This is a genomic window from Sporocytophaga myxococcoides DSM 11118 (assembly GCF_000426725.1).
GTDB lineage: Bacteria > Bacteroidota > Bacteroidia > Cytophagales > Cytophagaceae > Sporocytophaga > Sporocytophaga myxococcoides.
Window position 1 is genome coordinate 439,343 of record NZ_KE384561.1, and the last position, 25,082, is coordinate 464,424.

Here is a 25,082-nt window from a genome sequence, read left to right on the forward strand (position 1 = left end):
AAATATTAAACCTCCGAGTATTTCTTCACAAATCTCTTAAAAGGTTTGCTTGTGATTAAAAATCCTGAATCTATTAACTCGTCTACATGCTTCAAGCATTGAGTGTTCGGGCTATTGATCTTAAATAATTCATTCTCCTCCATGACTTGATGATATGAATCATACTCATCCTGGGTAAACTTTGTATAGTTACCCTGACTATGAGATTTTGCGACTTTAAACTTAAAAGACGGTATAAACTTATAATGAAATAATACACCTGTTATATCAGCAACCTTTGCATTGTCTGAGAAATGAGCATTAGACACAGGAAATAAAGACCCGTCTGAGAAAATCAGTGGATGCTTGGTAAGTATTGTATCCTGTTTTAATGTCGGGAATATATGGCTTCTAATACCTCCCCAATAGCATGATATTTTTTTATTTCCAAGTATATTACTCCGGTTATAAGAAATATTGGTCTGATCAAAATATGGTTTTCTTTTTATATGGGAAATATCATAAGAAGTATAAATCTCTTTAATATCTTCAGGCTTAAACCTTTCCAATGCTAAATCATCACTAGCATACATTTCCAGCATATTGGCAACCATTGCATTGTATCCTGAAGTTTTGAGATATCGAAGTAAACCTGGCATCTCCAGCTGATCCGACAACGGAAAATCAAATAATTCATCTATATCTACCAAAAGACACCAGTTATACTTACAATATCTTTCAACCATAATTCTTCTGATATCATTTTCATACAGCTTATGAGGTAAACGGGTCTGATACACTGTCACATCATCCTGTTGAAGTAAAAGGTCCACAGTGTTGTCATCAGAATAATTATCAACGAAAATAAAATGTTTACAACCCATATTCCTGTAATGCGATAAAAAAACAGGTAGATGATCCTCTCCATCTTTCAACATACACACAATCCTAAAATCTTCATCACCAATCCGAAAAGGAGCAACTCCACCTATTAATTTTATTTCATTTTCAATTAAAAGCTCATTATCAAAACTTCTTACTGCATCTATTTTAAAAAGAGAGCGACTTTTTCGAGAATAATTAATCAGATTGAGTAATTGATTTAATTTGTTTCTTCCTGATTCTTTTATAATATTAACCCATGCGCTTTCCTTAATAAATTCTTCATACTCCTTTGATTGAAAAAGCCACTTTAGCATGTATTTGGGACCTGAAGCATTCTCTGGATCGAATACAGTATATGGATACATATTTTTGGCACCATCAACAGATGGATGAGCGATAAGTATATTTCCATATAAAGCTGAAAATACTGCTATCTTTCCTTTATCAAATAAAGGCTTGGGGATATACACATATTTGCTTGACATAAAGCATTCATGTAATAACTTATCAGAAGCATTGGCATCTAGCACTCTTAATGTGTACTCTGACAAAATTTTATAAGCAAAAATTCCGAATGTCAGAAATAATCTTACTATGGAAAAACTTTCATTTATAACAGTGAAGTACTTTTTTTCCAGAGAGCCCGATTCAACCAAAGCTTCAATGGAGAATATATCAACAGGAGGAGTCAATACACGGCAGATTTTACCAGCAAGCTTCTCTTCGAAAATTTTTAAATACGAATCATTGGAGAAAATTATCAAATCAAATAAATCAAATGATACAGATTTATGATTGAACTTTTTACTTAATCTATTTTCAAAAGACAAAATGATTATAACTTCTGTATTAAGTCTTTTTAGCTTATCAGCCAAATCTATACTTCGGCTAATTGATTCTTCATCAAATAAAAAGTGAATTACATCAAAGTTATTTTTGGTATGCAGCTCCGTAATATCTTCTGTACTTGCTGAAACTCCATTTGTAATACTTTTCCACTGACTAAAACCAATATAAGGATCATCTGGATTTTCCTGAACAATTGCATACCTCATTGATCTTGTACAGGGTTTAATGCGCTTTGATACATTTCCTTATACTTAATTGCTATGTCAGACCATATAAAATTCGTTTTTACTTTCAAGCTTCCATTTCTGGCTGTTAACAATGATTGTTTGCTATTATCTAGCATGGTTTCAATTTTTAGAAACAAATCATAACTATCTCTTGGATTAAAAAATAAACAATCTTCTCCATCAACCAGAAACTCTTCCAGACAATCTATTTTTGATTGTAAAAGAGGTACTCCACAAAACAATGGCTCCAATGACCCATAAGAAAAGTATTCCAGTTCACTTGGCATTACAAATAAATCAGTAAGTTCAAAGAGTGAATTTCTCTGGGCCTCATCAATCCAACCTAATACTATTACAGCATCTTTAATTCTCGCAACTTTATCATCGATCATTCTGACATATTTATCCCCCTCTGTTTCCCAGCTTTTAGTTTTCCTTCCTGCTAATATCAAAACGACATCATCTCTCTTTTTAAGAAGTACTTCCATTGAATCTAAAAGAAACTCAAGTCCCTTTCCATGGGCCCATCTGGATGATGAAAATATGATCTTCTTATCAGGACCAATTTTATTTTTTAATGATTGTAGAAATGAATCATCTTTATTATGAAATGATTTCTTGTCCAATCCATTGGGGATAATTGAAATATTATCACTCTTTGAAAACTGTGGATAACACATTTTAAAATATGAATGGGAAGATTTATTCAGGAGATGGATCATATCCGAAAGTTCAAATATTCTTTTCTCACAATCTGTCAAACCATCAGGGTTTCTCCTTATTGATGCCTCCTTTTTAACAAGATTATGAACGCTATAAATCAATTTGCTTTTGTGAGATTTACTTTTCAACTCATTCATAACATCAGCCATCAGATCCAGCACATAGAAAAAATGAATAATATCATAGTTTTCTTTTTCGATATGCTTTATGATGTTATTCTTCGTCACCAATCTCATCCTTTTAAAAGGTACTGCATAGTTGGTCTTGTTGCACCTATATACATCATATAAGTTAATTCCAAAATAGGAAGGATAAATATGAAGAACGTCAAGCTCAGTCAGTTTGCATAATTCAGGAGCTATGCCATTAATCACACGACTTAAGCCACCCGAAACAAAATCCTTAAACTCATATACAACAAAAAGTACTTTCACTTATACTATCAGTTTTTAACTTTAACAAAAAAACATCAGGTTTTCTCATAATAGGACTTCACAACCTGCTCTAGTTTCACAGACTCCACTGTGATGTCACTTATCGGCAATTCATCAATTACCTGATGAAGCCTTTTATGAATAGAGTTGTTAGTACCATTAAGCTCAATCTGAATACTATAATCACCAGTCTTTATATATGTAAAACTATCCAGACAGCACTCGTCAACTCTCTTTAATAGATCTACAGAAATTAATTTATAAGAAGCATGAACCTCCAGCAATTCATTCACAGAACCTTTAAAGAGAAATCTGCCTTTATCAATCAGACTAATTTTATTACATAAGCTTAAGATATCTGAAATATCGTGAGAAGTAAGAACTATAGTAGTGCCTAATTCTTTATTAATGTTTTTTATAGCTGACCTCACCTGATCTTTTGATATCAGGTCAAGGCCTATTGTAGGTTCATCGAGAAAAAGTACTTTAGGAGCATGAAGCAGAGAACAAATGACTTCACACTTCATACGTTCCCCTAGTGAGAGATTCCTTACAGGTTTTCTGATTATAGTTTCAGCATCAAATTCTTTTATTAAGTACTTCAAATTTTCATTGAAAAAATCAGTCTTAACAGAATACAGATTTTTATAAAGAATAAAGGTATCGATTGCAGGAAGTTCCCAGGTTAACTGAGTTTTATGCCCAAGCACAACTCCGATATTCTTCACATATTTTATCCTGTCTTTCCAGGGAATGCAATGATTGATCAGAGCCTCTCCTTCAGTCGGATATATCACTCCTGAAAGTATCTTCACCAAAGTAGATTTCCCTGAGCCGTTCCTTCCAATCAATGCATGAATATCACCTTGTGCAACCTCCCAATCTATCTGATCCAGCGCTTTTATATTTCTATACTCCCGGCTTATAAAGGATTTAATAGAACTAAATAAACTGGAGTTATCAGCATTACTAACCTTATATATTTTAGATAAATTTCTTACAGCGATCATACTATCCTCCCGAACTCGTATATCTTTTAACCTGATACTCCCAGAATAAAACTGAACATATAAAAAATAACAAGCTTGTTATAACTGAATAAAAACTAAGTTCATCTACATTACCCAGCAAAACCCTTGACGGAATATGTATCCATAGGGCTGATGGAAAAATTACCAGGAAAAATATCTTTCCAAAACCGTGGTATAAATCAACCGGAAAAGAACCAAAGAAGAAAACTTTATCCAGCACCTCCTGAAGCCTATCCATTTTTATCAATAGAACAGTTAAAGCACAATAAATAATAAGCAGGGAAACATAAAATATTATTCCGCAAAAAAAGAATACAATAAATAGGAGTAATGAATAACAGGACATCGGTAATCCAAGGCGGAAAGAAACAATCATGATACATGCAAGACCTGTCAATACTGTTGAGAAAGCGAATATATCAATCCCTCTTGTAAATATTGAAACCAGGGGATGATGAGGCCAGAGAAAGATTCTGTCAAATCCACCATGCAACACGTCCTTGCCAATATTATTCCTTACGCCTCCAAATAAAAATTCAATAATACCTGTCCAGAATAAAAGAACAGCCTGAAATAAAATAACCTCATCGACAGTCCAGCCTGGAAAGCCATTTATTCCCTTAAAGATAAAAAACTGGAACAATGGTAATGCCATATTATAGCATAATGATGTTATCAGAGTGATCATAAAATTCAATCTGAATTCCATGGCTCTCTGAAATTTATTTTTTATATCCAGCCCGAAAAGTTTAAGAACTACCATTGCCTATCCTCCTACAGACATATATGATTTCATTGTTCTGTTCAGAACGGTTCTTGCTATAATATAGAAAGCAAATATCCATATCATCTGTAGCATAGCACCTTCAGCAAATACTTTCCACAATCCTGAATTAACTCTCCCTAACAAAAATTGAACGGGAGTATAATACAGATAATGAAACGGAAGGACCAATATTATTTTTTTCAGTATTTCCGGAAAGAATTCTATGGGAAATGCAGCCCCTGCAAATATGTTTACAATGATAAATTTAATACTATTAAGGAATGTTATATTATTCAATCTAAAAGATAAAATCCCCATAGTAAAGCTCATCAGGAAGAACTGAAATAGTGCGAGAACAGATAATATCAGATATTGAAATAAACCTGAAATTGACATAAAATCCGGGAAGCATATAAAATAATAGATAAGGTAAACGGGAAAAAATTCAATAATAGCAGAAAGTATCTTTTGAGAAGCTAATTGAGAAAACTCCCATGCCATGAGTGAAAATGGCTTAAGCAGCTGGACTTCAAATCCACCATACAATACCTTTTCATTGATACTTTTGTCAATATTATTCCAGACCAGATAATAAAAGAAATGTATGGATCCGAAATACCATATCATTTGAGGCAATGTATATCCTAAGAGCGTTTGCTTGTGATTGTATTCATATATTCCTTTAAACATAAGCGTATGGAATACCATTATCAAAGGATGTAAAAAAAGAGATAACAGTAATGCACCCCTGTATTGTAATACCTGTCGCAAATGATGTGTGAATACATGATAAAAAGCGCTCATTGTTAATTTTTCAATTTTAGCTTCTTAATTGTCATTTTATACGCCCAGAATGATTTCAAAGTATAGAACTCTTTAAAATGCATCCACTCTCTGTTATCCTTACCCACCTTTTGAATCAGGCAAAGGTTATTTTCTTTTATCTTAATGTATTTATAATCCTTCCTGTTGTTTCTGATAAAACTCTCAACCATACAAGTGCTTCTCATCCAGGTGTCATGGAACAATATAAATCCTCCCGGATTCAGCAGAAGATCAGAATAATAGAAATCAATAAAAATTCCATCAAACCTATGATCACCATCAATAAAAACAAAATCAAAACGTCTGTCTTCTTTCAGTAATTGAGGAAGCACCATATGAGAAAAGTCTCTGTGTAATTCCAGATGTTGACTTAAGCCAATTCTTCCGATATTTTCAACTCCTATATTTTTAAAATCATCCTGAAAAGGATCTATTGCCACATGATGCCCTTGAGTTGCAGACATGATGTAGGCTCCAGACTTTCCATATGCAAAACCTATTTCAAGAGTGCTTTTTAAATTATTATCCTTAATAAGGTTATGCATGAACTCCCCATGATGATCTTCAACTGAAGTGATTTCATTCTCTTTAGGTATTTCAATGATATCTTTGATTTTAATCATAATTCAAAACAACTTGGGAAATATTATTTTAATTTCAGTAATGGTCAGACTAAAGATTTAAGCTCTTCCAGGGTCATTATTTACACGCCTTCATAGAAGGTCATAACTTAAAGAAACATTCATCATGGTGTTTAATAAAGGAAAGGAAACATTAACCTTCCTCTTCTTTTTATCAATAAACCTAATCTCTCCTTTTAAATTTGAAAGTGGACCGGATGCTATTACTATTGCCTCCCCCTCTTTATATGCCTTAGATATACCCACTTTACCTGTACGATCTGCCAAGGTTAATAAAAGGCGCATTTCATGGCCATTCACTTCAGCGGCCTCTCCTTCAAACCGAATGATACTGGCATAAATCTCTTTGAAGTTATCCTTTATCAAATGCAATACTTTCTCCGGCTGTTTGTGAACAAACAAATACCCCGGGAACAAGGGTTTTTCAATCACTAAATACTTTTTATCTTTATAATGCAGCAACTCACGCGAGAATGAGATGATAGGATAATCATTGCCTAATTTCCTTTTAACAAAACGGAGAAAATAATCTGTTTTATGATGGTCAACATGCAATACATACCAGTTTTTATATATTGCCTCACTAGAATACAATAGATCTAAATCTTCCATAAAAGAATAATCATAGAACGTGAATGAAGTGAATTATACAATTCAGAGCTCTGCTAAAGAACAAGTTAAAGTTCTGACTATTTTGTTCAGCAGATGTGGGCGGTAGGTAATGCTGTGACTAAGTAATACCACTCTTGGTGGAATAACAAATCAAAGATCATTAGTTTTTTTATCTATAAAAATATGAACTATTGAACGGCAGAAATCCGAATATTAACGGTAGTTAATTCTGTTTAAACGGTCTAACCGTTATATGAATACTATTAAAAATCATATGAATACAATAACTTATTCTGGAAATTATACAAAAAAAATCACTCATTCTTTAGCTTCACGAATTATTTATACCTCCTTTTATTAAATAATAACATCATTCTTTTGACTAAATGTTGGATTTTAACCATTAGTCATTTTTAATTCAAATCGGAAAATTATAGGAATACTACATCATAACTTTATTAAGCTAGTAAGATGTTGCTCAAGTGGACGCTTTGACAAACCATTCAAGCGTCCCTTTGAGTGTAAGAATCATCGGTCGTTAATCATAAACTTATTTTTCAAATCCTCTTAAGTTAGGCCATATCATGAAGAGAGGGACTTTAAGCTGTATGTTATTATTTATATCAGTTTAAATTTCTATATTCTTTTCATCAACGTTCCCCTAAACAGATTTATAAAAATGAAAAGCGTTAATTTTGAAATCCTCCTTTAAATATAGCTTATGGGCATCGGTTCTCATACTTCCACTGTCCAATTGAACAGAACTACAATTGTGTTTCTTTGCTATATCAGAGATATGTTTTAGCAATGTCGTTGCATACCCCTTTCCTCTGCAAGATTCCAAGGTTGAAAGGTCGTCGATATAAACCATTTTACCACTATAGAGCATTGTAATAAAACGATAGCCTGCAATGGACACAACTTTATTTTCTTCTGAAAGAAAAAGCAAAGTATACCCTTCCTTCCTCAAATCTTTAATCTGTTGAACAAATAAAGTTTGTTGAAGCATAGGTCTTAATAGAAACATAGCTTCCCAACAAGAAGCTATGTCTTCGCTTGTGACAGCAACTTTAATTTCTGCCATGAAATTATTCCGGAATTAGTAATGTAGCTCTTCCAATGCGGTTCCAGGCGTTAATACAGGCAATTGCCATAATGGAATGAGAAACTTTCTCTTGCCCAAGAATATTGATTGCGTTATTAAAGATTTCATCAGAGACTCCATTCTCTGAAATTAATGTTGCCTCATCAGTTAAAGCCAATATAGCTTTCTCTTCATCCGAAAAGTAAGGTGAATCTTTCCATGCATTCAAAGCAAGAAGTCTTTTCACTGTTTCTCCATCTGCCAATGCATCTTTACTATGAGACTGCACACAAAGTGCACAACCATTGATCAACGATGCTCTTACTTTAATAAGATGATACCAGACCTTAGGGAATCCCGTATCATAGATATATTTATCTAATTGAATAAGAGACTGATAAGCACCTGGGGTTACTTTGTTAATGTCAATTCTTTTCGTTTGCATAAATTAATTATTTAAAGTATTGACACAAAGGTAGGTCTGGTCTTGTGGGCAAAAAATGGACAAAACTTCAAAAATGGTGGACAAGGAAATATTCTAAGCTCTTAAGCTATATCACTTAAAGAATCAAAGGAAAAAACAATTTATAAAGATGCAATTTAGTTACTTAATAGCTTTCTCAAATGATCTTTAGCTCTTGTTGAAGTTTGCTTTTTAAAAAACCTTGAAAAATAATGCGAATCGTCAAATCCGAGCTTAAAGGCTATTTGTTTTACATTCAAGTCTTCATAATTTAACAATCTTTTGGCTTCCAATATAATAAGGTCATTGATAACCTGCTGTGTAGTTTCTCCGGTATTTTTTTTCGTCAGTTCGTTTAACTTTTGTTCTGTTATATTTAAAAGAGCTGCATATTCCTTAGCCGCAAGTCGTTTTTCAAAATTATCCCTTACAAGATTTAAAAAATTCAGGAAGAGCGCATCCGGCTTGTATAACGGACGTTGTTGCTGGATAATTTTATTTCTACTTACTTCAATGTGAAGTAAGGTTACGATCGAATGAAGGCTTGCTTCATATTCAAAATCTTTATTTAATAACTCCTTATTAATTAAACTGAAGCAGTGTTCTACATTTAGATAACTTTCTTCTGATGCGATATTAATAAGCTCATTTAACCCGAAATGGCAATACAAACCATTATGATAAATTAACTCTATAGCCTTATCACTTTTGCAGAAAAAGTCATACGTAAATTCAAGAATAAAACCATCGGAATTGCTCACTTCTATAAACTGATAAAATTGTTTAGGAGTGATTGTCAGAAATTGTCTTTCCTCAATTACATACTTTTCATCGTCTATATCAATGGTAATTTTGCCTGATTTACAGTAAATCAATACAAATTTATATTGCCTTTCAGGCACTGCCATCAATATACTTGGATTTATAATTTTTAAATCTACAGCCATAGTTTTATTTACCAACTCCCTGCTTTAATAAAGAGGGGCATTCTTCAGTCTCCGAAAATTTCTTATGAAAAAGAATCCTTTTTGTAAGAGGATAACCATTTAATATCTTGAGCAAATTATTAAAATATTATTTGATTATAAATTCATTATTGGAATTAAATATTTCTTCAAGGACATTTGATTTTATTCTATAAGAAAAAGATAAATTAGAAGGTCTAATTGTTATATTTATATTAAACAAATAATTTCATTTTAAGATGATACTTAAGTGGATCGACGTAATAAAATTTGTTAATCATGGTAATCCGGAACCAGATCAACGGGTAAATAAATCAGAACAGGAATGGAAGCAAGTCCTCTCTGAAGAACAATTTTATATTACCAGAAAGAAAGGCACTGAGCGGGCACATAGTTCTGATATGTGTAATCTTTTTGAGCCGGGTAAATATGCCTGTGTATGTTGTCATACGCTTCTATTCGACAGCGGGGAAAAATTTCAAAGCAATACCGGATGGCCTTCATTCACACAACCTATCAAAGCAAATGCAATTGCATATCATAAGGATATTGCATTCGGAATGTACAGAGTAGAGGTTACCTGCAATACTTGTGGTGCGCACCTTGGGCATGTTTTTCAGGATGGTCCTCCTCCTTCCGGATTACGTTATTGCATCAATGCTGTCTCTTTGGAGAAAATAAAGTCAGAGGAACGTAAAGCTGTATTTGGAGGTGGGTGTTTTTGGTGTACTGAAGCTTTATTTCAACAGCTAAAAGGTGTTGTAAAGGTTGAAAGCGGTTATAGTGGCGGACTTACTGTTAATCCTACATATAGGGAAGTATCCAGTGGAAAAACAGGACATGCTGAAGTAATTGAAGTTACTTATATACCTTCAGAAATCAATTATGAAGATTTATTAAGAATTCATTTATCTACTCACAATCCCACAACACTAAACAAGCAAGGAGCTGACCAGGGCACTCAATACAGAAGCATTATTTTCTATAAAAATGAAGAAGAAAAAACAGCGACAACTAAAGTGATTGAAGAAGCTCAGAAATATTTTGACAATAAAATTATCACTGAAATAGCTCCTTATAATCAATTCTACAAGGCGGAAGAGTATCATCAGAATTACTATAACAAGAATCCTGAAGGTGGATATTGCCTTAATATAATTGATCCAAAACTCAAAAAATTCAGAGAGGTTTTCAGGGAAAAGTTAAATAAGTGATGTGTCATAATAATTACCACTTCTTTCACAAATCAGGCAATAGATGAACTTTTTCTGAAATGATTCCGGAAAAATTTGATTATGAGATTTGGAAAAGCTAAGAAGAGCTCAATAGTGTTATTCCTGTTGAGCTTTTCCTCTTAAATAAATCGTTATGACTTACAACTTCTCATACCAGTCGATGATATAATCTGCAACCTTTTCCCATCCGCTTTCTCCGCAGATAAAATGACTTTTGTCTTCAAAGATTTTTAAATCAACTTTACTGTTTTTGTCTGTATACCGACTTGCAATGGTCTTAGTGAGAGCTTGCGGAAATATATGATCTTTACCTCCACCTATAAATAAAATCGGTTGATGTGATTTTTTAAAATCAATATTGGAAAAAGAATTTAATACCAATTCTCTGCTGACTTTATAGCTTTCAGGAACTGCAAATTTTTCGTATGACCTTATCTTTTCCGGTTCTGATAATGTATTGAAGAAAGCATAATCATACCATTTAGGGCTACCCATAAAGTAACTGTTAAGTGAGAAGAAGCCGAAAGCTGGTAAGACGGTTTTAAGTGTTTGAAACGGGGGAAATACATTCTTTGGAGGTGCACCGTCAATGCTCACACCTGCTGCTGCTTTACCCAATTCAATTAATTTTAATACAGCCATACCTGCCATAGAATGTCCTATAATTAAAGGCTTCTCAGGTAGTGAGTCTATTAACCGGGAAAGGTTGTTTATCACGTCAATAAATCCTGTTGCAGTTAATTTCGGATGAACAGTTTTTCTTAAATCCGCAGGACTGCCTTCATGTCCGGGGTTTGCGGGGGTGTATACTTGGTAGCCTTTCTGTTCGTAGTATGTTTTCCATTCAGACCAGGTTAAATCATTCACAAAATTTCCGTGAATAAGAACTATACTTTTAGATTTTGCCATATTATTGGAGGTATCAGGGAATATTTTTAATAATTCTGTGAGCATTGCAATTTTACTGCATCTTCCCTTGCATTTGATTGAAATCGCAGGAGCTTTAAAATGTTTTACAATTACTAAGAATAATTTGGGGGATTATCATTTAGTACTCGATCCCAAAGCATATCTGCCTCATCCTAAGCTATCATCCTTCAGGTCGCAAAGTTACTGATCACCTTCGTGAAATGAAGATGCTGAAAGCAAAAGAGCTTATTGATTCTAAAAAACATTCTAATACTCAGATCCTCTTAAATTATAAGATATAAGAACCATCAGCACTTAACAGAAGCATTTAAGAAGAGATTCTGAATTCTTCCTAGCGAATTGAACAGATAACAAACTACAAATTTAATCTCCACATTTCCCCCTTTTCAATATCATCTCATTTCCCCAATAATATTTCAAATCACAAACACAATATAAAACCACTGAAAATCAATAACTTTACATTTAAAAACATTTATTCTTAAAAAAAAGATAAAACGCTATAGGGGTTTTTACACGAATGATTGTCTTACTTAAAAATGAATAACAGTAAAAACACATCATACTCAGTGACCAGACTAAAGACTTCACTAAATGTAGATCACCCAAGACTATTTCAGAATCGCAGCCTTGAAAAACTTACCCATACACACATAGCAGTACCAATAAGTATATTCATTATATTCTCATCTTTTCTGCTTTGCTTTTCATTTGCATGTACGAACCTTGGACCATCTCTCATTCTAATTTTATTCTTTGCGGGAATGATATCATTTACACTAGTGGAATATGTAATGCATAGATTTTTATACCATATCAATTCGACAAATAATAAGAAAATCAGGAGACTTCAATATCTTATTCACGGCGTTCACCATGATTATCCTAAGGACAAAAGTAGGTTGGCAATGCCTCCGGTTCTTTCGGTATTTATTGCATTACTCCTCTTATTCTCCACTTATATGCTCTTCAATGAATTTGCATTAGCCTATCTACCAGGCTTTGTTATGGGATATACTACCTACCTCTTTATTCATTATTCCGTCCACGCATATCGTCCGCCAAAGAACAAACTAAGAATACTCTGGATACACCATAGTATCCATCACTATAAGGATTCAGGAAAAGCATTTGGTGTGTCATCTCCTTTATGGGATTACATATTCCGAACAATGCCTAAAAAAATAAATAGAAGATAATTAAACATTTCCTTCAAAAATTAATTGATTACAGGAAAGGTTAATTTTTCTTATTCCCAAAATCTGTTAGTACCTCACAGTCTGATTAAAACTTATACATCAATATTAACCGAAATAATAAATTACATATGGCAAACAAACAAGATCTGGATTTTACCTATACAACACTTGATAAAATTTTTCGTCTCAGCATCGGTGAAACCGGAGACTTCAGCGGAGCTAGATACAATGGAGACTTTTCACTCACACTTGAAGAGGCTCAAAGAGCTAAGCATGATTATATAGCAGATCAGTTGCGAATTAAAAAAGGATCCAGAGTATTAGACCTTGGCTGCGGTTGGGGACCATTTATCAATTATGCTACAAATACGAGAGGAGCAAAATGCATTGGATTAACCTTATCTGACGGGCAGGCCCAGGCTTGCAAAAGTAAAGGATTTGAAGTACACATTAAAGATTGCCGGAAAGTAAAACCATCGGACTTCAACACCTTTGATGCTGTTGTTTCTTTAGGTGCGTTTGAACATTTCTGTTCGGTAGAGGAATATAAAGCAGGCAAACAGGAAGAGGTCTATCAAAGCTTCTTTAAATCTGTTGCAGACTTACTTCCTAAAGGTGGGAGGTTCTACCTTCAAACAATGGTTTTTGGCAAAAACATGATACCTTATGAAAAATTTGATATCAATGCTGATAAAAATTCTGATGCTTATATTCTGGCTTTAATGGAAAAACAATTTCCTGGATCCTGGTTGCCATATGGCCATCAAATGATTTTAAAAAATGCAGATAAGCATTTTAATCTTATAGATATGAGTAGCGGAAGGTTAGACTATATTGAAACCATAAAACAATGGAGAAAAAAATTCAGAGAATTTAATCTGGAAAAATATATCAACTATCTCAGTCTTGTACCTAGTTATCTTAGAGACAAAGAATTCAGACATAAAGTAGCTGTATTCAAAATAAGTCCGAATATGGTATGTTTTGAAAGAGAGTTGATGGACCATTACAGAATTGTATTTGAAAAGAAATAATGAGCTGAAAAAACCATATATAAATACATACATCAGCCAGTCCGCTAAAGGGCTCCCCAGGTAAATGAAAGCTGCAGATATACAGGTCTGCAGCTTCTTTCATTTATAATATAATCATTTCAACCAAATTTGACCTATGTCGCACCTGCCCCTTTTATTTGTCAAATAAGACTCCTAAATTATCCTTTATACCTAATTACCTTTGTACCGTTCACTTAAAAAAATAAATTACTGACTTTAAAAGATTTACACATATGCAAAAAATCACTCCCTTTCTTTGGTTCGACGGACAAGCAGAAGAAGCTGTCAACTTTTATACTTCTCTGTTTAAAGACTCAAAGATTGTTAACATGAGCCGCATGCCTGATGGCAAGGTAATGTCAGCGACATTTCTATTAAACGGTCAGGAATTTATGGCTCTCAATGGAGGTCCCATGTTCAAATTTACAGAAGCAATTTCTTTGTTCGTTAAATGCGAAACACAGTCTGAAATCGACAGCTTCTGGGAGAAACTTTCCGAAGGAGGTTCAAAAAGCAGATGCGGTTGGCTAAAAGATAAATTCGGATTGTCATGGCAAATTATCCCTCCAGTCCTTGGAGAACTAATGGGAGATAAAGATCCTTCCAAATCTCAGAGGGTAATGCAAGCGATGTTAAAAATGGACAAAATCATTATTCAGGATTTAAAAGATGCTTATAATGGAGTTGTAAAGGCTTAAATAAAGGATATCAGACAGAGTTCATTATTCTGTCTGATATTCATTATTTATCTTATACCAGTTATGAAGTTTTCCATTATAATTAAATGTTTCTTTCTTCTTTAACCCGCACTTTTTTAGAACTTTATCAGAACCAAAATTGTCAACATCAGCCATTGCATAAATTTCTGTAAGGTGTAGTTCAGAGAAACCATACTCAATAGAAGCTTGAGCGGCTTCAGATGCATAGCCATTTCCCCAATGTTCTTTAATAATCCTATATCCTAAATCATAATAATTAATCATATTATTAATTGATTCTCTCACAAGTTTTAATCCTACCCATCCAATAAAGGCATTCGTATCCTTTTCAATCATTGCCCAACGCCCAATTCCATTTTCTAAATATTGCTGCCTGATAAAATCAATCGTTGCGTTAACTTCTTCTATACTTTTAACAGGATTTACATGTAAATATTTAAGCACTTCTCCATCTGAATCCAGCTTAAACATTCCTTCAGCATCTTCCCTAACTATTTCTCTCAGGATAAGTCTTTCTGTTTCCACAAATATTTTCATATTAGATATTAAGTAAAAACCATCCTTTAAGCTCATTTGATAATTTTCTTAACTGAGGCTTCAATGGGAGTTATTTCATAATCAAGTTCATTCATAGCTTTTGAAGAATCAACAAATGTAAAATGATTCCCCGTCTGATAGTTTTCATGTGTAATCAGGGATTTACAGAAAACAGGATAAAGTATTTTATCATTAAACAAGCTTATGAGAAACATAACATAATTGGGTAAGTAAATTGTCCTTCGCTTATCAAGCAGCTTAAAGCAATCAAAGACTTCACTAATTTTAAGATTGTTTCCTCCAAGATTATAAATCAAAGGCTCAAGAGAAGTTAGTTGTAAAAGCCTTTCAATTGCATGTATGTAAGCCTTTGCTGCGTCTTCCATCTGAGCGAAACCAGCTCCTCCTTTTAAGCCTGCAATAAAACCTTTATTATAGAATTTATAAAGGTTTTTAACAGTAGACTTTTCTTCTGAAATAAGACTGCAAGGACGAAGTATTATCCTTGGAATGTTGGCATCTAGCACCACCTTCTCTCCCTCTATTTTGGACTTTGCATATGCAGATTTATAGGACTTCTCAGGAATTGAATTCTCATTCATTATTTCAGGATATTCGGTGCTTCCATATACAACTACTGAACTGGTATGAATCAACTTCTTCTTAAATCTTTCACAGGCTTTCACGATATTAAAAGTGCCATTAACATTAATTTTGCGAAGCTTATCCAGATCTTTTCTGTAACTCACGTATCCGCTTGCATTAATTACAATATCAGACCATTCAACCGGGATATCCAATGTTTCCGGACTTAAAATATCTCCTTTAAAAATCTTAAGACAATACTCATTTTTTAGTACTCCCTGATTGGTATTCCTGACCAAAAGGGCTATATCCCAATTATTTTTAACTAATTCTTTAATGATCGCCAACCCAAGTTTTCCAGTTCCACCAATTAATAATACTTTTGTCATTGATACTTTTTTGTAATAATTTTCACAACTTACAGATATTATCTGATAAATTTAAAAGAGGCGATATGCAATCTACAGACCAATTTAAAATACTCTCGGAAATTGAGGAACAGGAAAACAGACTTTTATCAGCTGTTATGAAAAGTGATGTATCAGCTTTAAACGAACTGATTCATGATGATTTACTTTTTAACCTTCCTGATGGAAAAACTGCTACCAAGGCGATGGATCTGGATGCTTACAAAACAGGAAAAATGAAAGTCGCAGAAATTTCTTCTAGTGAACGAGAGATCAAGATTAATGATCATTCTGCCGTGGTTGCTGTAACCATTGAACTAAAGGGTTCATTTCAAGATCAAACAATAGACGGCAAATACAGATATCTTCGAGTGTGGCAATTGCATCAGGACAAATGGCAAATTATTGCAGGAAGTTGTACTCTTCTCCAATAATATTTTATTGGAGAAGAGTACATATCTGTAGAAGTGGGCTGATATTATACCACCACTCGCCTGATTTTAACATTCCTTGTACTAATTAAATGTATTATAAGACTGAATTTTTATTGACCCAAATTCAGCATTTTTTTTATATAACACTAGCAAGCTGATAAACTCAAAGTTGCATTTCTTAAACTTTCAGTTGCATATCAACTCTTTATCAGTATATTGCTTTGATTTTTTTTAACAACCAATCAATCATTTTCAATCATGAAAAAAAGAAGACTAATTTTTACTTTAGCATTGCTATGCTTTCTTGGGATTGTAAAATCTCATGCAACAAAACTCACTGTTACCAATATCGACGACGAAGGCCCCGGCACCCTGCGGTCCACAGTTAATAACGCATCAGCCGGAGATACAATTATTTTCTCACCAGCAGTATACAACTCTAAAATCCTTTTATCAGAAGGACCACTGACAATTTCTCAGAACCTTGTAATACTGGGCCCTGGACAGGAAAAACTTTCCATCAGTGGAAGTAATGGATGGTCTGTATTAAATATAGCACCTGCAGTAACTGCCTTTATATCCGGTATAACCATCACCGAAGGTAATATTCAGCCATATGATAATAACGATCTGCACTCCGGAGCAATTTACTCTCAGGGAAACCTTACAATGGAGTTCGTTTCTATCAAAGGAAATACAGCAGGGGCTATATACAATAGCGGTTCTCTAACCCTGACCAAAGTTAACATTTCAGACAATGTGGTATACACGGGCCTATATCAAGGAGATGCCGGTGCTATCTACAATTTAGGCATAGCAGTGATAAAAGACTGTGAAATCAGCAACAACAGAGGCTTTGGAGTATTCCTGGATGCAGGAACCGGAGGTATCTCCAACCTGGGCACAATGAGCATTTATAATAGCTCAATAAACAGAAATATTTCGAGCGGAGAGTATAGTTCAGGTGCAGGAGGAATAAAGAATTCAGGCAATTTAAATATTGTCAACAGCACAATAAGCAGTAATACTACTTCTTCCAGAGGTGGTTCTCCTGCAGGGATTTACAATGTAAATGTTCTAAACATAGAACATTCCACTATTGCATTTAACATTACCAATTCTATGGGAGGCTTTGCCAGAAGTGGGATATTTAGCGGAGGAACATTAACGATAAAAAATACAATCATCGCTCTGAATGGACCTGAATATTTATATCAGATCGCAGAAGATTATCAGGCCTACGGAGAACTTCTTAATATTGACGGAGAGATTCGTGGTACTGTAAATGATTTAGGTTACAACTTCATCGGGGTAAGTGAAGGAACCAATCTCACTGCACCAACAAGTAAGATTGGTTATGTAACAAAACCCATAAAACCACTTCTAGGCCCACTACAGAATAATGGAGGTATTACTTCTACTCATGCTTTGCTTGAAGGAAGCAGATGCATCAACGGTGGTAAATTCACTAATAGTACTACTTACGATCAAAGGGGATACTTAAGAACAAGACCTGACATCGGAGCTTATGAGTTTATTTCCACACCAGCTATTTCTATTATAAATCCTGTGTCAGGTGCTAACTTTGATGCTCCTGCAAATATAAGAGTAGATGCTGAACTTTCAGACCAAAAAGCTTACTTGTTAATTACAAGCGTGCCAGGTTATAGAAAACTTAAACTTGGATATGATTCAGTAAATATATACCATGTTACTAAAAACGTTATTGCTGGCGGCAACAACAAACTCGAAATAACTCTCAAAGATTTTGATGGTAATGCTGACTGGACTAAAATTCAGGTAAGACCTAATGGCAGCTTAGCAGCCCCTGTAGCCCTTGCTCCATATGTAAACCAGGCTGGAGGAGCAGTTAATAAATTTGTAACTATTACAATACCTTTATCAGCATTTGATGCCAGCATTGACTTCACCAAACTAAACTTGTTCGAACTTCCATACAGTGCCAATGCAGGATCATTTAAAATCGGTATACAAAAGATCATCTTTACAGGAGGCACCACTCCATTCTTATGGTTTGGTGATTCTAAAATTGAAAACGCATTTGATGGTGGAGCTGTTGGAGGGCAGTTGTATGCTTCACTGATACCTGCAACATCACAGAATTATGTAAACAAAGTAGAGTTTTATGATGGTGCTGTTAAACTAGGAGAAGATGCTGCAGCTCCATATTCTATTAACCTTGAAAATGTAAATCCAGGAAGCTATCATATAACAGCTGTTGCTAATACTATTTACGGAGAATCCATAAGCTCTTTACCAGTAGAAGTTATTGTTAACTACCCGGCACGTGAGTCGGCTCAGGAAACAACATTAAGTTCAACAGATGCACTCGTATTCCCGAACCCTGTTGTTGATAAAGTAACAATTAAGCCAGAGATTGAAAATGCAAAAATTATCATTTCAGACATCAATGGTGCTGTTCACTTGGAAAAGGATTATAACAACCTTTCAGGAGGTCAGGCAGACTTGTCATTCCTTACATCTGGCATTTATTTTATAAAAATCGAAGGTCAGGATAATCAATACAAAAAAGTGATAAAGCTTGTAAAACTATAAAATAAATTTTATTAGATTTTAAGCCCTTCATTTCCTTAAATGAAGGGCTTTTTTATTTTTCTTTTTTTCGAATTTAAAAATTTTTTCTCAACGCAAACCTGCTGCGTCCCCTCCTGCTACTTTTGATATATCAACAAAACGCAAAAATAAATGGATTTCATACCCAAGTTTCAGATCTCCTTGAATAACCAGTTTAACTACAGGTTAAAATCTACAAGTGGAAAAGTTATTCTTTCAGGACATGGCTATGTATCTCAGGAGGCCTGTCAGAAAGGTATAGAACAAGTAAAAGCAAGTGCGCCATATGATAGCAGATATGAGCGAAAAAATTCACTTGGTAACAATCAGTATTATTTTATTCTAAGGTCTGCTAACGGGGAGTCTCTTGGCAGGAGTGAAATTTATTACTCGCATGAAGCAAGAGAAGAAGCTATTGACGAAGTAAGCAGAACAGCGCCGTTCTCTATGATAGAACGATATGCAGATTTTATTTTTTAGATTACTTTTTTTGACAGTACTTTTTAAACTACTTTTGGGGAAACATTTTTAATAAGATTCCTTGCAGAATAATCTCTGCAAGGAATCTTTCAATATAAACCTGGACAAGAACAACGTTATAAAAACATTCTGCCAGACACTCCTTATTACAAAGATTAGAACTATTGATAATACGTATAAGCTTCTTTAAGCAAATCCCCAACTTGCTTTTTCAATGATTCCGGAGCAATAACTTTAACATCTTTTCCATAGCTTAAAATTCGGGAGACAAGTTCATAATTAGGTACCAGATTCAGCTTTATAATAAACTCTTGATCGTCTTGTTTAATTATCTCCTGTGAACTATGCAGGTATTGTGTTTTCAGATATTCTGCCTGATTAAGTGAAAAAGATAAAATAACATCCTCAACAGGTGCTTTTGAATAAGTTATTCCAATAGTATTTTTAAAATAATCCTCTGCACTAAAATCTTTCAACATATTGAATTTCAAAGGTCCTTCATGAATGCTAATACTAACAATCCTATCAAGACCAAGTGTAATAAGTTCTTGTCTGCTTTCACCAAGGCCAAGCAAATACCAGCGGTTTGCATACTCCTTTAAAAGATAAGGATGAATAATATGCTTCTTTTCAGTTTTTGAATTAAACTTTTTATAGACAATCTCTACAACTTTTTTATCCTTTATACAATCGATTAAAGTTTCCAAATGATCTGCACCTTTGTAGTAAGGAGCCTTTTCAAAATCAACTATAGTATCAGATATATCGAAATTTTTATTTTTCAGGTTATTGACCACCTTTACAACTTTATCAACAGCTCCTGCAAATTCATTCAGGATTCCAAAGTTTTTAAATTGCCCTAATACAGCCGTTGCGAATTCAAAGGCTTTTAAATGGGCCTCATTAAGAGGAATTCTATAAATAGAATAATTTGGTTCTGTATAGTGATACCCATTATGATCTTTACAAAACTCAATAGGAGCTTCAAATTTCAACTGTGCATTATAGCGCATATTGTGGATATCATTATCCAGAGTCCTTGCGCTGATTTTAATATCTACTCGTTCATCAATTCTTTGTATTAATTCATTTTTAGTCCAATACTTTTTTTTGCCTGAAAGACATTCGTCAATTACCTGATACCTTGAAATCTGATTTTTACTTCCTGCCATAAATCTTTTATTCTTTTATAAAAGTAAAATTAGTTTTTGGGGACGCAAATGATTTGCGTTAGCAAAATATATTTTTGACTTAATCAAAACGCTATAACAGATATGGAAACCAATCCAAAATTCCAAATTTATTTAAATTTCTACAGGTTAAAATCTGCGAAAGGAGACATTGTTCTTACAGGCGAAGGTTATGCAACAAGGCTAGAATGTATTAAAAATATAGAACATGTTAAAACCAGTGCTTTAAAAAGCTCCAGATATGAAAGGGTAATTTCAAATAACAATGAATATTACTTTATCCTAAGATCTGCCAATGGTGAACGCATTGGTAAAAGTGAAATGTTTCCCACGCCAAGACTGCGGGAGGAAGGTATTGAAACAGTTTTAAAAATTGCACCTTTAGCTGCAATAGAAGAATTTCCAGGACATGAATATTAATATTTGAAAGAAAATTTAAAGCACTTTTTTAGTTCTTTTTAGGGTTATTTTTTTAGGGTTATTTTTTGAGCTCTTGCAGGTGTAAGGTCTTGCAAGAGCTTATTTATTCAATTCAAATTTCGAGCTTTTAGGGTCTAATTCGGAGCTCTTTAGCTGATAATTCGGAGCTTTTAGCTGATAATTCGGAGCTTTTAGCTGATAATTCGGAGCTTTTAGCTGATAATTCGGAGCTTTTAGCTGATAATTCGGAGCTTTTAGCTGATAATTCGGGCAAAAATGCCCGAATTATAAATAGTATACCCCTCCAAGGACCTCATGACCATAAAGGAGTATTAATTTATTAACCTTCTTAAATCGGATCTTTTACATAGTTATTGAAATATTTACACTCATCTATCACTTCATTGTAAAATTCAGTACCTGCATATTTATCTTTCAATATTCTATAAAACTTGTGTTTTCCTAAACCATTGTCAATATCTACATTGCCCTGATACCTGTTGCTTTCTTCACATTTTGCGGCCATATAACAAGCCTGAGCAGCCAGTTCTTTATCCTTTGCCAAACTCATGGCTTTCTGAAAATATTCCATCGCTTTTGTACAGTCAAAGTTTTGAGCTTTCCCTACCCTCTCTTTTATTGAAGCATAATGAGCCTTAATAGCATCATCATCCGGCTTTCCTTCATCATTCTTAAGAGTATAAACAACATCTTCAGAATATCCACCATCAGCATAAGACCTGTAATACAATGTTAAGTTGTACGAACTGCCATAATAGGAAGTATTAAAAAGGCCGTTTCCTATCATGAAATAATAAGAAGCAGCATTCTTCTTATCTGTCAAAGCAAGATTCTCCAATTCCAGCATTCTTTGGGCGAACTTCAACTTAGTATATTGTTTATTTTCTGATGAACCACAGTCAATACAATTATTAATTAAAAATTCAAAAGGATCTCCACCTGAAAGGGTTGTATTGTCTTTACCATTATCCATGAGGTTATAATAATAAACTGCACTTTTAAAGTCAGCTTTTCTTAGTGCCAAAGTTCCTTTAAGCTCATACAAAGAACTAAGCTTATAAGGGAACATACCAATTAAGTAAATGTCCATTGGAGATTTATCTTCTTTCTTCCAATAATCAATGAAATTATCAATAAGATTTTCATCAGGATTATCTTGCAGTGAAATGCCGTAATAAGCACTTTTAGCAAGCTCTGCCTTGATATTTTCATTATTGGATAGGTATTTATTACTTAATCTGACAAGATAATAGTTCTTAGCCTTTCCAAATTCTTCTGGCAACTGGTCTTTATCTTTCATTGATTCCAGCCAGCTAAATTCATTCAGAAGCATTCCTTCAAAAGCCTGATCTATTGTATCTTTTTCCTCTATCTTAATTACAGTATTTACTATTCTGACCTGATTTAAAAGCCTCGTATCATTGGTAACTGAAGAATTTATTTTATTAAGAAAAGATACTGCACCTGAATAATCCTTATTTAAAAAATCGAAATATCCAGCAAAGAAATTCCACAAAGCAACATCTCTGACTTTACCTTCGTCAGCACATGAGACAATAAAATTTTTAAGGTCCGGATCAGAATAATTTCCAAAACCTGAATTTACATATTCGTTTTCAGCCTTCTTCAGCTCTCTCATCACCAACACTTCCAATTCTTTGGACTTTGGATTTATGGAATAAATATTAGTAAGATCGTTTAAATTCGAAGACAGGTCCTCAAGCGCATTAAGAAAGTAAAGCATTACTTTTTCATCATCATTTTTACATAAAGCTAATGCACCATCAAATCCTTCTCCATTAAATACAATGCTTCTGAATGCTTCAAGTCTCTTTTCATTACATTTAGCAAATACTCTGGAAAAAAGATAAGTGGCCTCAGAAAGCTGGTCAATTGCTTTGAGAGCACCAGCCTTATGACCCAAAGCTTTATATTTGATTGAACTTTCTGAAGAGAATGGAGCTACGTTTTTGTCAAAATAGTTTACAGCCTTTTCATAATAGCCGCTATAATGAGCTAGCCTCGTAAGCTGATAACCGATTCTCATTTTGATAAAATCAGAGTGTGCTCCATTGAACATCTTTTCTCCCTGATTAAGCAAATTAGTTGCAAAAGTATTATCATGAGCACACCCTTCCCATTGATCCATTCCTGTTACATAAGGCTGCAGCTCTCTCACATACAAAAGGTAAGGAATAACATCTTTATCTTGTGATGTACTGAAATAACTTAATACTTCAGCTGGAAGATTATTTTTCTTCTGCTTGAAAACAAAATTTTCAATAGCCTTTAAATCTGATATTTGATAATCGTATACAAGTTTTTTGATATTTTCTTTTGAAATCTTATTTTGGAAATAAACTGCCCACTCATTAATATTGGCCGCTTCTCCACTAAAAACAGAATCATCATAAAAATAATAATCGTTATTGAGATTCAGATAAAAAGGCTGATATTCTCCAGCATCCAGAATCTCCTGATCCACCAGATTATAGAAATTATCGGTTGGATAATATTCCCAGCCACCACAGCCATTTAAAGTTTCCACCGGGTAGATAGAGCAAATGATACTAATTAAAAGTATCAAATATATCTTCAAAGTCGCTTTCATTGTATCTTTTCAAATTCAAATTATTATAATCAAATAATACTACCGAAACGGAATCATTTAAATGAGGCTTAACCAGGCTTGCAGCCTCAATAGTTTTTTCAGGTGTCATAATATCAAACTTTATAATGTCTCCTGCTTTCACCAGAAAGGTTTTCATTTCAATAGACTTTGATGCCTGAAAAACATTTGGTTTTACCTCTGAAAGATTTTTATTATCGACAAGAGATGGTTCAAAATCAGAAATTAACTGTATCAATTTTCCTTTTCTATAAACCGCAGCCCAGGAAAAAACCGGAAGCGCTACATCCAATGAAAGAGGATATTTGTCAAATTTTGCTAAGTACTTAGATGCGTCTCGGATATTATATATTGAGTTATCTTTGTCAGCCTTTGTTACATCACCCATGTTATAAAACATAAGCATCCCCTTGTCAACTGGCGGTACGCCTGTCTTTTCAAAATACTTCACCTGATGTAATCTGATCGTTGAAGAAACTTTAATACCTTGATGTCCAAAACGTGTTTTGAGATTGTCTAAAAAATCAAAATACTTACTCTGAGTTTTCATGCTCCAGTCACAATCGATCTGCACTTCACTAAGCTTTATTGGACTTTCAAAACAATTTAATAACTCAGTTATTTTATGGTGTACATTGTATGAAAAAGAACTTACTTCATAATTATTAAGATTTTCAAATGTGCGGTTTGTGATAAATATAGTGGGGACAACTTTGAATGAACTATCCAATTCTCCTTTAGACTGAATTGTGCCATATGGCATAGGTTCACTAATTGTAGCATTCCAGTCAACATCAAAAAATTTCACATAAATCTTATTAGCATTTAAAGACTTCAGCAATTTCTGATCACGTTCTTCCAATTGAAATTTACTTTTCCAATAGTAAAAGCCTCTGCTTACTTTTTCATTGTTTTTATTATCACAGGAAGACAACAGCAATAAAAGAAAGAGCAGCAGTAAATAATTTGATCTATACATTATAAAAATATTTTTAAAGAGTATCCATTCATTGAATGAACTTATACATCCATCCAAATTAATAAAAAACAAACAAATTAAACGTTACAAATCATATAAAATCTCACATTTTAAATTTCATTTCGTTTATTAAAATAAAGAACTTAACCTGTAAAATTAGAATACGTAAAATTATTCATGACA

24 protein-coding genes are annotated in these 25,082 nt (G+C 33.6%); 8 read left to right on the top strand and 16 right to left on the bottom strand.

Annotation, left to right across the window (positions count from 1 at the left end):
- Nucleotides 1-5: 5 nt before the first annotated feature.
- The 10 genes from K350_RS0125865 to K350_RS0125910 form a co-directional block, all read right to left on the bottom strand.
- Nucleotides 6-1,919 carry a glycosyltransferase family 2 protein gene (locus tag K350_RS0125865; protein ID WP_028982397.1) on the bottom strand — a complete coding sequence of 638 codons (1,914 nt, stop codon included), beginning with the start codon at nucleotides 1,917-1,919 and terminating at the stop codon, nucleotides 6-8.
- Complete coding sequence (locus K350_RS0125870) at nucleotides 1,916-3,097, bottom strand: glycosyltransferase family 4 protein (RefSeq protein ID WP_028982398.1); 1,182 nt, start codon at nucleotides 3,095-3,097, stop codon at nucleotides 1,916-1,918. The genes K350_RS0125865 and K350_RS0125870 overlap by 4 nt, the downstream gene beginning before the upstream one ends.
- A 35-nt stretch (nucleotides 3,098-3,132) precedes the next feature.
- Nucleotides 3,133-4,107, bottom strand: coding sequence for an ABC transporter ATP-binding protein (locus tag K350_RS0125875; RefSeq protein ID WP_028982399.1), 975 nt, complete (start codon nucleotides 4,105-4,107; stop codon nucleotides 3,133-3,135).
- A gap of 1 nt (nucleotide 4,108) precedes the next feature.
- Nucleotides 4,109-4,891, bottom strand: a complete 783-nt coding sequence (locus tag K350_RS0125880; protein WP_028982400.1) for an ABC transporter permease — start codon at nucleotides 4,889-4,891, stop codon at nucleotides 4,109-4,111.
- Nucleotides 4,892-4,894: 3 nt separating this feature from the next.
- Nucleotides 4,895-5,698 carry an ABC transporter permease gene (locus K350_RS0125885; protein WP_081671152.1) on the bottom strand — a complete coding sequence of 268 codons (804 nt, stop codon included), beginning with the start codon at nucleotides 5,696-5,698 and terminating at the stop codon, nucleotides 4,895-4,897.
- Nucleotides 5,699-5,700: 2 nt separating this feature from the next.
- Nucleotides 5,701-6,342: a class I SAM-dependent methyltransferase gene (locus K350_RS31745; RefSeq protein WP_028982402.1), complete on the bottom strand. Its 642-nt coding sequence runs from the start codon at nucleotides 6,340-6,342 to the stop codon at nucleotides 5,701-5,703.
- A 90-nt stretch (nucleotides 6,343-6,432) separates the two neighbouring features.
- Nucleotides 6,433-6,972: a transcription termination/antitermination NusG family protein gene (locus tag K350_RS0125895; RefSeq protein WP_028982403.1), complete on the bottom strand. Its 540-nt coding sequence runs from the start codon at nucleotides 6,970-6,972 to the stop codon at nucleotides 6,433-6,435.
- A 661-nt stretch (nucleotides 6,973-7,633) separates the two neighbouring features.
- Nucleotides 7,634-8,056, bottom strand: a complete 423-nt coding sequence (locus K350_RS0125900; protein WP_028982404.1) for a GNAT family N-acetyltransferase — start codon at nucleotides 8,054-8,056, stop codon at nucleotides 7,634-7,636.
- A gap of 4 nt (nucleotides 8,057-8,060) precedes the next feature.
- Entirely contained in the window at nucleotides 8,061-8,501 is a 441-nt protein-coding gene (locus K350_RS0125905; protein WP_028982405.1) for a carboxymuconolactone decarboxylase family protein, read from the bottom strand.
- A gap of 155 nt (nucleotides 8,502-8,656) precedes the next feature.
- Entirely contained in the window at nucleotides 8,657-9,466 is an 810-nt protein-coding gene (locus tag K350_RS0125910; protein WP_051313717.1) for a helix-turn-helix domain-containing protein, read from the bottom strand.
- Nucleotides 9,467-9,723: 257 nt separating this feature from the next.
- Between K350_RS0125910 and K350_RS30455 the strand changes: the two genes are divergently transcribed.
- A complete protein-coding gene (locus K350_RS30455; RefSeq protein WP_211236782.1) occupies nucleotides 9,724-10,698 on the top strand; it encodes a bifunctional methionine sulfoxide reductase B/A protein in 975 nt (324 codons plus the stop codon).
- Nucleotides 10,699-10,857: 159 nt separating this feature from the next.
- On the opposite strand, the gene K350_RS0125920 is transcribed toward K350_RS30455, so the two are convergent.
- Nucleotides 10,858-11,673: an alpha/beta hydrolase gene (locus K350_RS0125920; protein ID WP_245598700.1), complete on the bottom strand. Its 816-nt coding sequence runs from the start codon at nucleotides 11,671-11,673 to the stop codon at nucleotides 10,858-10,860.
- Nucleotides 11,674-12,188: 515 nt separating this feature from the next.
- Here K350_RS0125920 and K350_RS0125925 point away from each other — a divergent pair.
- The 3 genes from K350_RS0125925 to K350_RS0125935 all read left to right on the top strand — a co-directional run bounded on the left by K350_RS0125925 (nucleotide 12,189) and on the right by K350_RS0125935 (nucleotide 14,601).
- Nucleotides 12,189-12,848, top strand: coding sequence for a sterol desaturase family protein (locus tag K350_RS0125925; RefSeq protein ID WP_081671153.1), 660 nt, complete (start codon nucleotides 12,189-12,191; stop codon nucleotides 12,846-12,848).
- Nucleotides 12,849-12,976: 128 nt separating this feature from the next.
- Entirely contained in the window at nucleotides 12,977-13,882 is a 906-nt protein-coding gene (locus tag K350_RS0125930; protein ID WP_028982409.1) for a class I SAM-dependent methyltransferase, read from the top strand.
- A gap of 254 nt (nucleotides 13,883-14,136) precedes the next feature.
- On the top strand, nucleotides 14,137-14,601 hold the full coding sequence (locus K350_RS0125935) for a VOC family protein (protein WP_028982410.1): 465 nt from the start codon (nucleotides 14,137-14,139) through the stop codon (nucleotides 14,599-14,601).
- Nucleotides 14,602-14,625: 24 nt separating this feature from the next.
- Here the strand turns inward: K350_RS0125935 and K350_RS0125940 are convergent, their stop codons facing one another.
- A complete protein-coding gene (locus K350_RS0125940; RefSeq protein ID WP_028982411.1) occupies nucleotides 14,626-15,159 on the bottom strand; it encodes a GNAT family N-acetyltransferase in 534 nt (177 codons plus the stop codon).
- Between the two features lie 32 nt (nucleotides 15,160-15,191).
- A complete protein-coding gene (locus K350_RS0125945) occupies nucleotides 15,192-16,133 on the bottom strand; it encodes an NAD-dependent epimerase/dehydratase family protein (protein WP_028982412.1) in 942 nt (313 codons plus the stop codon).
- Between the two features lie 65 nt (nucleotides 16,134-16,198).
- On the opposite strand from K350_RS0125945, the gene K350_RS0125950 reads away from it, so the two are divergent.
- The 3 genes from K350_RS0125950 to K350_RS0125960 all read left to right on the top strand — a co-directional run bounded on the left by K350_RS0125950 (nucleotide 16,199) and on the right by K350_RS0125960 (nucleotide 19,660).
- Nucleotides 16,199-16,585, top strand: coding sequence for a nuclear transport factor 2 family protein (locus tag K350_RS0125950; protein WP_028982413.1), 387 nt, complete (start codon nucleotides 16,199-16,201; stop codon nucleotides 16,583-16,585).
- Between the two features lie 258 nt (nucleotides 16,586-16,843).
- Complete coding sequence (locus tag K350_RS0125955; protein WP_028982414.1) at nucleotides 16,844-19,162, top strand: choice-of-anchor Q domain-containing protein; 2,319 nt, start codon at nucleotides 16,844-16,846, stop codon at nucleotides 19,160-19,162.
- A 150-nt stretch (nucleotides 19,163-19,312) separates the two neighbouring features.
- A complete protein-coding gene (locus K350_RS0125960) occupies nucleotides 19,313-19,660 on the top strand; it encodes a YegP family protein (protein WP_028982415.1) in 348 nt (115 codons plus the stop codon).
- Nucleotides 19,661-19,821: 161 nt separating this feature from the next.
- Here the strand turns inward: K350_RS0125960 and K350_RS0125965 are convergent, their stop codons facing one another.
- The gene (locus tag K350_RS0125965; protein WP_028982416.1) at nucleotides 19,822-20,832 is read right to left on the bottom strand and encodes a helix-turn-helix transcriptional regulator; all 1,011 of its coding nucleotides are present in this window, start codon (nucleotides 20,830-20,832) and stop codon (nucleotides 19,822-19,824) included.
- Nucleotides 20,833-20,934: 102 nt separating this feature from the next.
- On the opposite strand from K350_RS0125965, the gene K350_RS0125970 reads away from it, so the two are divergent.
- Nucleotides 20,935-21,270 carry a YegP family protein gene (locus K350_RS0125970; RefSeq protein ID WP_037577294.1) on the top strand — a complete coding sequence of 112 codons (336 nt, stop codon included), beginning with the start codon at nucleotides 20,935-20,937 and terminating at the stop codon, nucleotides 21,268-21,270.
- A gap of 349 nt (nucleotides 21,271-21,619) precedes the next feature.
- On the opposite strand, the gene K350_RS0125975 is transcribed toward K350_RS0125970, so the two are convergent.
- Both K350_RS0125975 and K350_RS0125980 read right to left on the bottom strand, forming a co-directional pair.
- A complete protein-coding gene (locus K350_RS0125975) occupies nucleotides 21,620-23,902 on the bottom strand; it encodes a hypothetical protein (RefSeq protein ID WP_028982418.1) in 2,283 nt (760 codons plus the stop codon).
- Complete coding sequence (locus K350_RS0125980) at nucleotides 23,862-24,899, bottom strand: hypothetical protein (protein WP_028982419.1); 1,038 nt, start codon at nucleotides 24,897-24,899, stop codon at nucleotides 23,862-23,864. The genes K350_RS0125975 and K350_RS0125980 overlap by 41 nt, the downstream gene beginning before the upstream one ends.
- Nucleotides 24,900-25,082: the final 183 nt, after the last annotated feature.

Coding starts and splice junctions, on each gene's coding strand:
- K350_RS0125865 (WP_028982397.1), bottom strand. CDS start 1,919: ATGAGGTATGCAATTGTTCAGGAAAATCCAGATGATCCTTATATTGGT.
- K350_RS0125875 (WP_028982399.1), bottom strand. CDS start 4,107: ATGATCGCTGTAAGAAATTTATCTAAAATATATAAGGTTAGTAATGCT.
- K350_RS0125880 (WP_028982400.1), bottom strand. CDS start 4,891: ATGGTAGTTCTTAAACTTTTCGGGCTGGATATAAAAAATAAATTTCAG.
- K350_RS0125885 (WP_081671152.1), bottom strand. CDS start 5,698: ATGAGCGCTTTTTATCATGTATTCACACATCATTTGCGACAGGTATTA.
- K350_RS31745 (WP_028982402.1), bottom strand. CDS start 6,342: ATGATTAAAATCAAAGATATCATTGAAATACCTAAAGAGAATGAAATC.
- K350_RS0125895 (WP_028982403.1), bottom strand. CDS start 6,972: ATGGAAGATTTAGATCTATTGTATTCTAGTGAGGCAATATATAAAAAC.
- K350_RS0125900 (WP_028982404.1), bottom strand. CDS start 8,056: ATGGCAGAAATTAAAGTTGCTGTCACAAGCGAAGACATAGCTTCTTGT.
- K350_RS0125905 (WP_028982405.1), bottom strand. CDS start 8,501: ATGCAAACGAAAAGAATTGACATTAACAAAGTAACCCCAGGTGCTTAT.
- K350_RS0125910 (WP_051313717.1), bottom strand. CDS start 9,466: ATGGCTGTAGATTTAAAAATTATAAATCCAAGTATATTGATGGCAGTG.
- K350_RS30455 (WP_211236782.1), top strand. CDS start 9,724: ATGATACTTAAGTGGATCGACGTAATAAAATTTGTTAATCATGGTAAT.
- K350_RS0125920 (WP_245598700.1), bottom strand. CDS start 11,673: ATGCTCACAGAATTATTAAAAATATTCCCTGATACCTCCAATAATATG.
- K350_RS0125925 (WP_081671153.1), top strand. CDS start 12,189: ATGAATAACAGTAAAAACACATCATACTCAGTGACCAGACTAAAGACT.
- K350_RS0125930 (WP_028982409.1), top strand. CDS start 12,977: ATGGCAAACAAACAAGATCTGGATTTTACCTATACAACACTTGATAAA.
- K350_RS0125935 (WP_028982410.1), top strand. CDS start 14,137: ATGCAAAAAATCACTCCCTTTCTTTGGTTCGACGGACAAGCAGAAGAA.
- K350_RS0125940 (WP_028982411.1), bottom strand. CDS start 15,159: ATGAAAATATTTGTGGAAACAGAAAGACTTATCCTGAGAGAAATAGTT.
- K350_RS0125945 (WP_028982412.1), bottom strand. CDS start 16,133: ATGACAAAAGTATTATTAATTGGTGGAACTGGAAAACTTGGGTTGGCG.
- K350_RS0125950 (WP_028982413.1), top strand. CDS start 16,199: ATGCAATCTACAGACCAATTTAAAATACTCTCGGAAATTGAGGAACAG.
- K350_RS0125955 (WP_028982414.1), top strand. CDS start 16,844: ATGAAAAAAAGAAGACTAATTTTTACTTTAGCATTGCTATGCTTTCTT.
- K350_RS0125960 (WP_028982415.1), top strand. CDS start 19,313: ATGGATTTCATACCCAAGTTTCAGATCTCCTTGAATAACCAGTTTAAC.
- K350_RS0125965 (WP_028982416.1), bottom strand. CDS start 20,832: ATGGCAGGAAGTAAAAATCAGATTTCAAGGTATCAGGTAATTGACGAA.
- K350_RS0125970 (WP_037577294.1), top strand. CDS start 20,935: ATGGAAACCAATCCAAAATTCCAAATTTATTTAAATTTCTACAGGTTA.
- K350_RS0125975 (WP_028982418.1), bottom strand. CDS start 23,902: ATGAAAGCGACTTTGAAGATATATTTGATACTTTTAATTAGTATCATT.
- K350_RS0125980 (WP_028982419.1), bottom strand. CDS start 24,899: ATGTATAGATCAAATTATTTACTGCTGCTCTTTCTTTTATTGCTGTTG.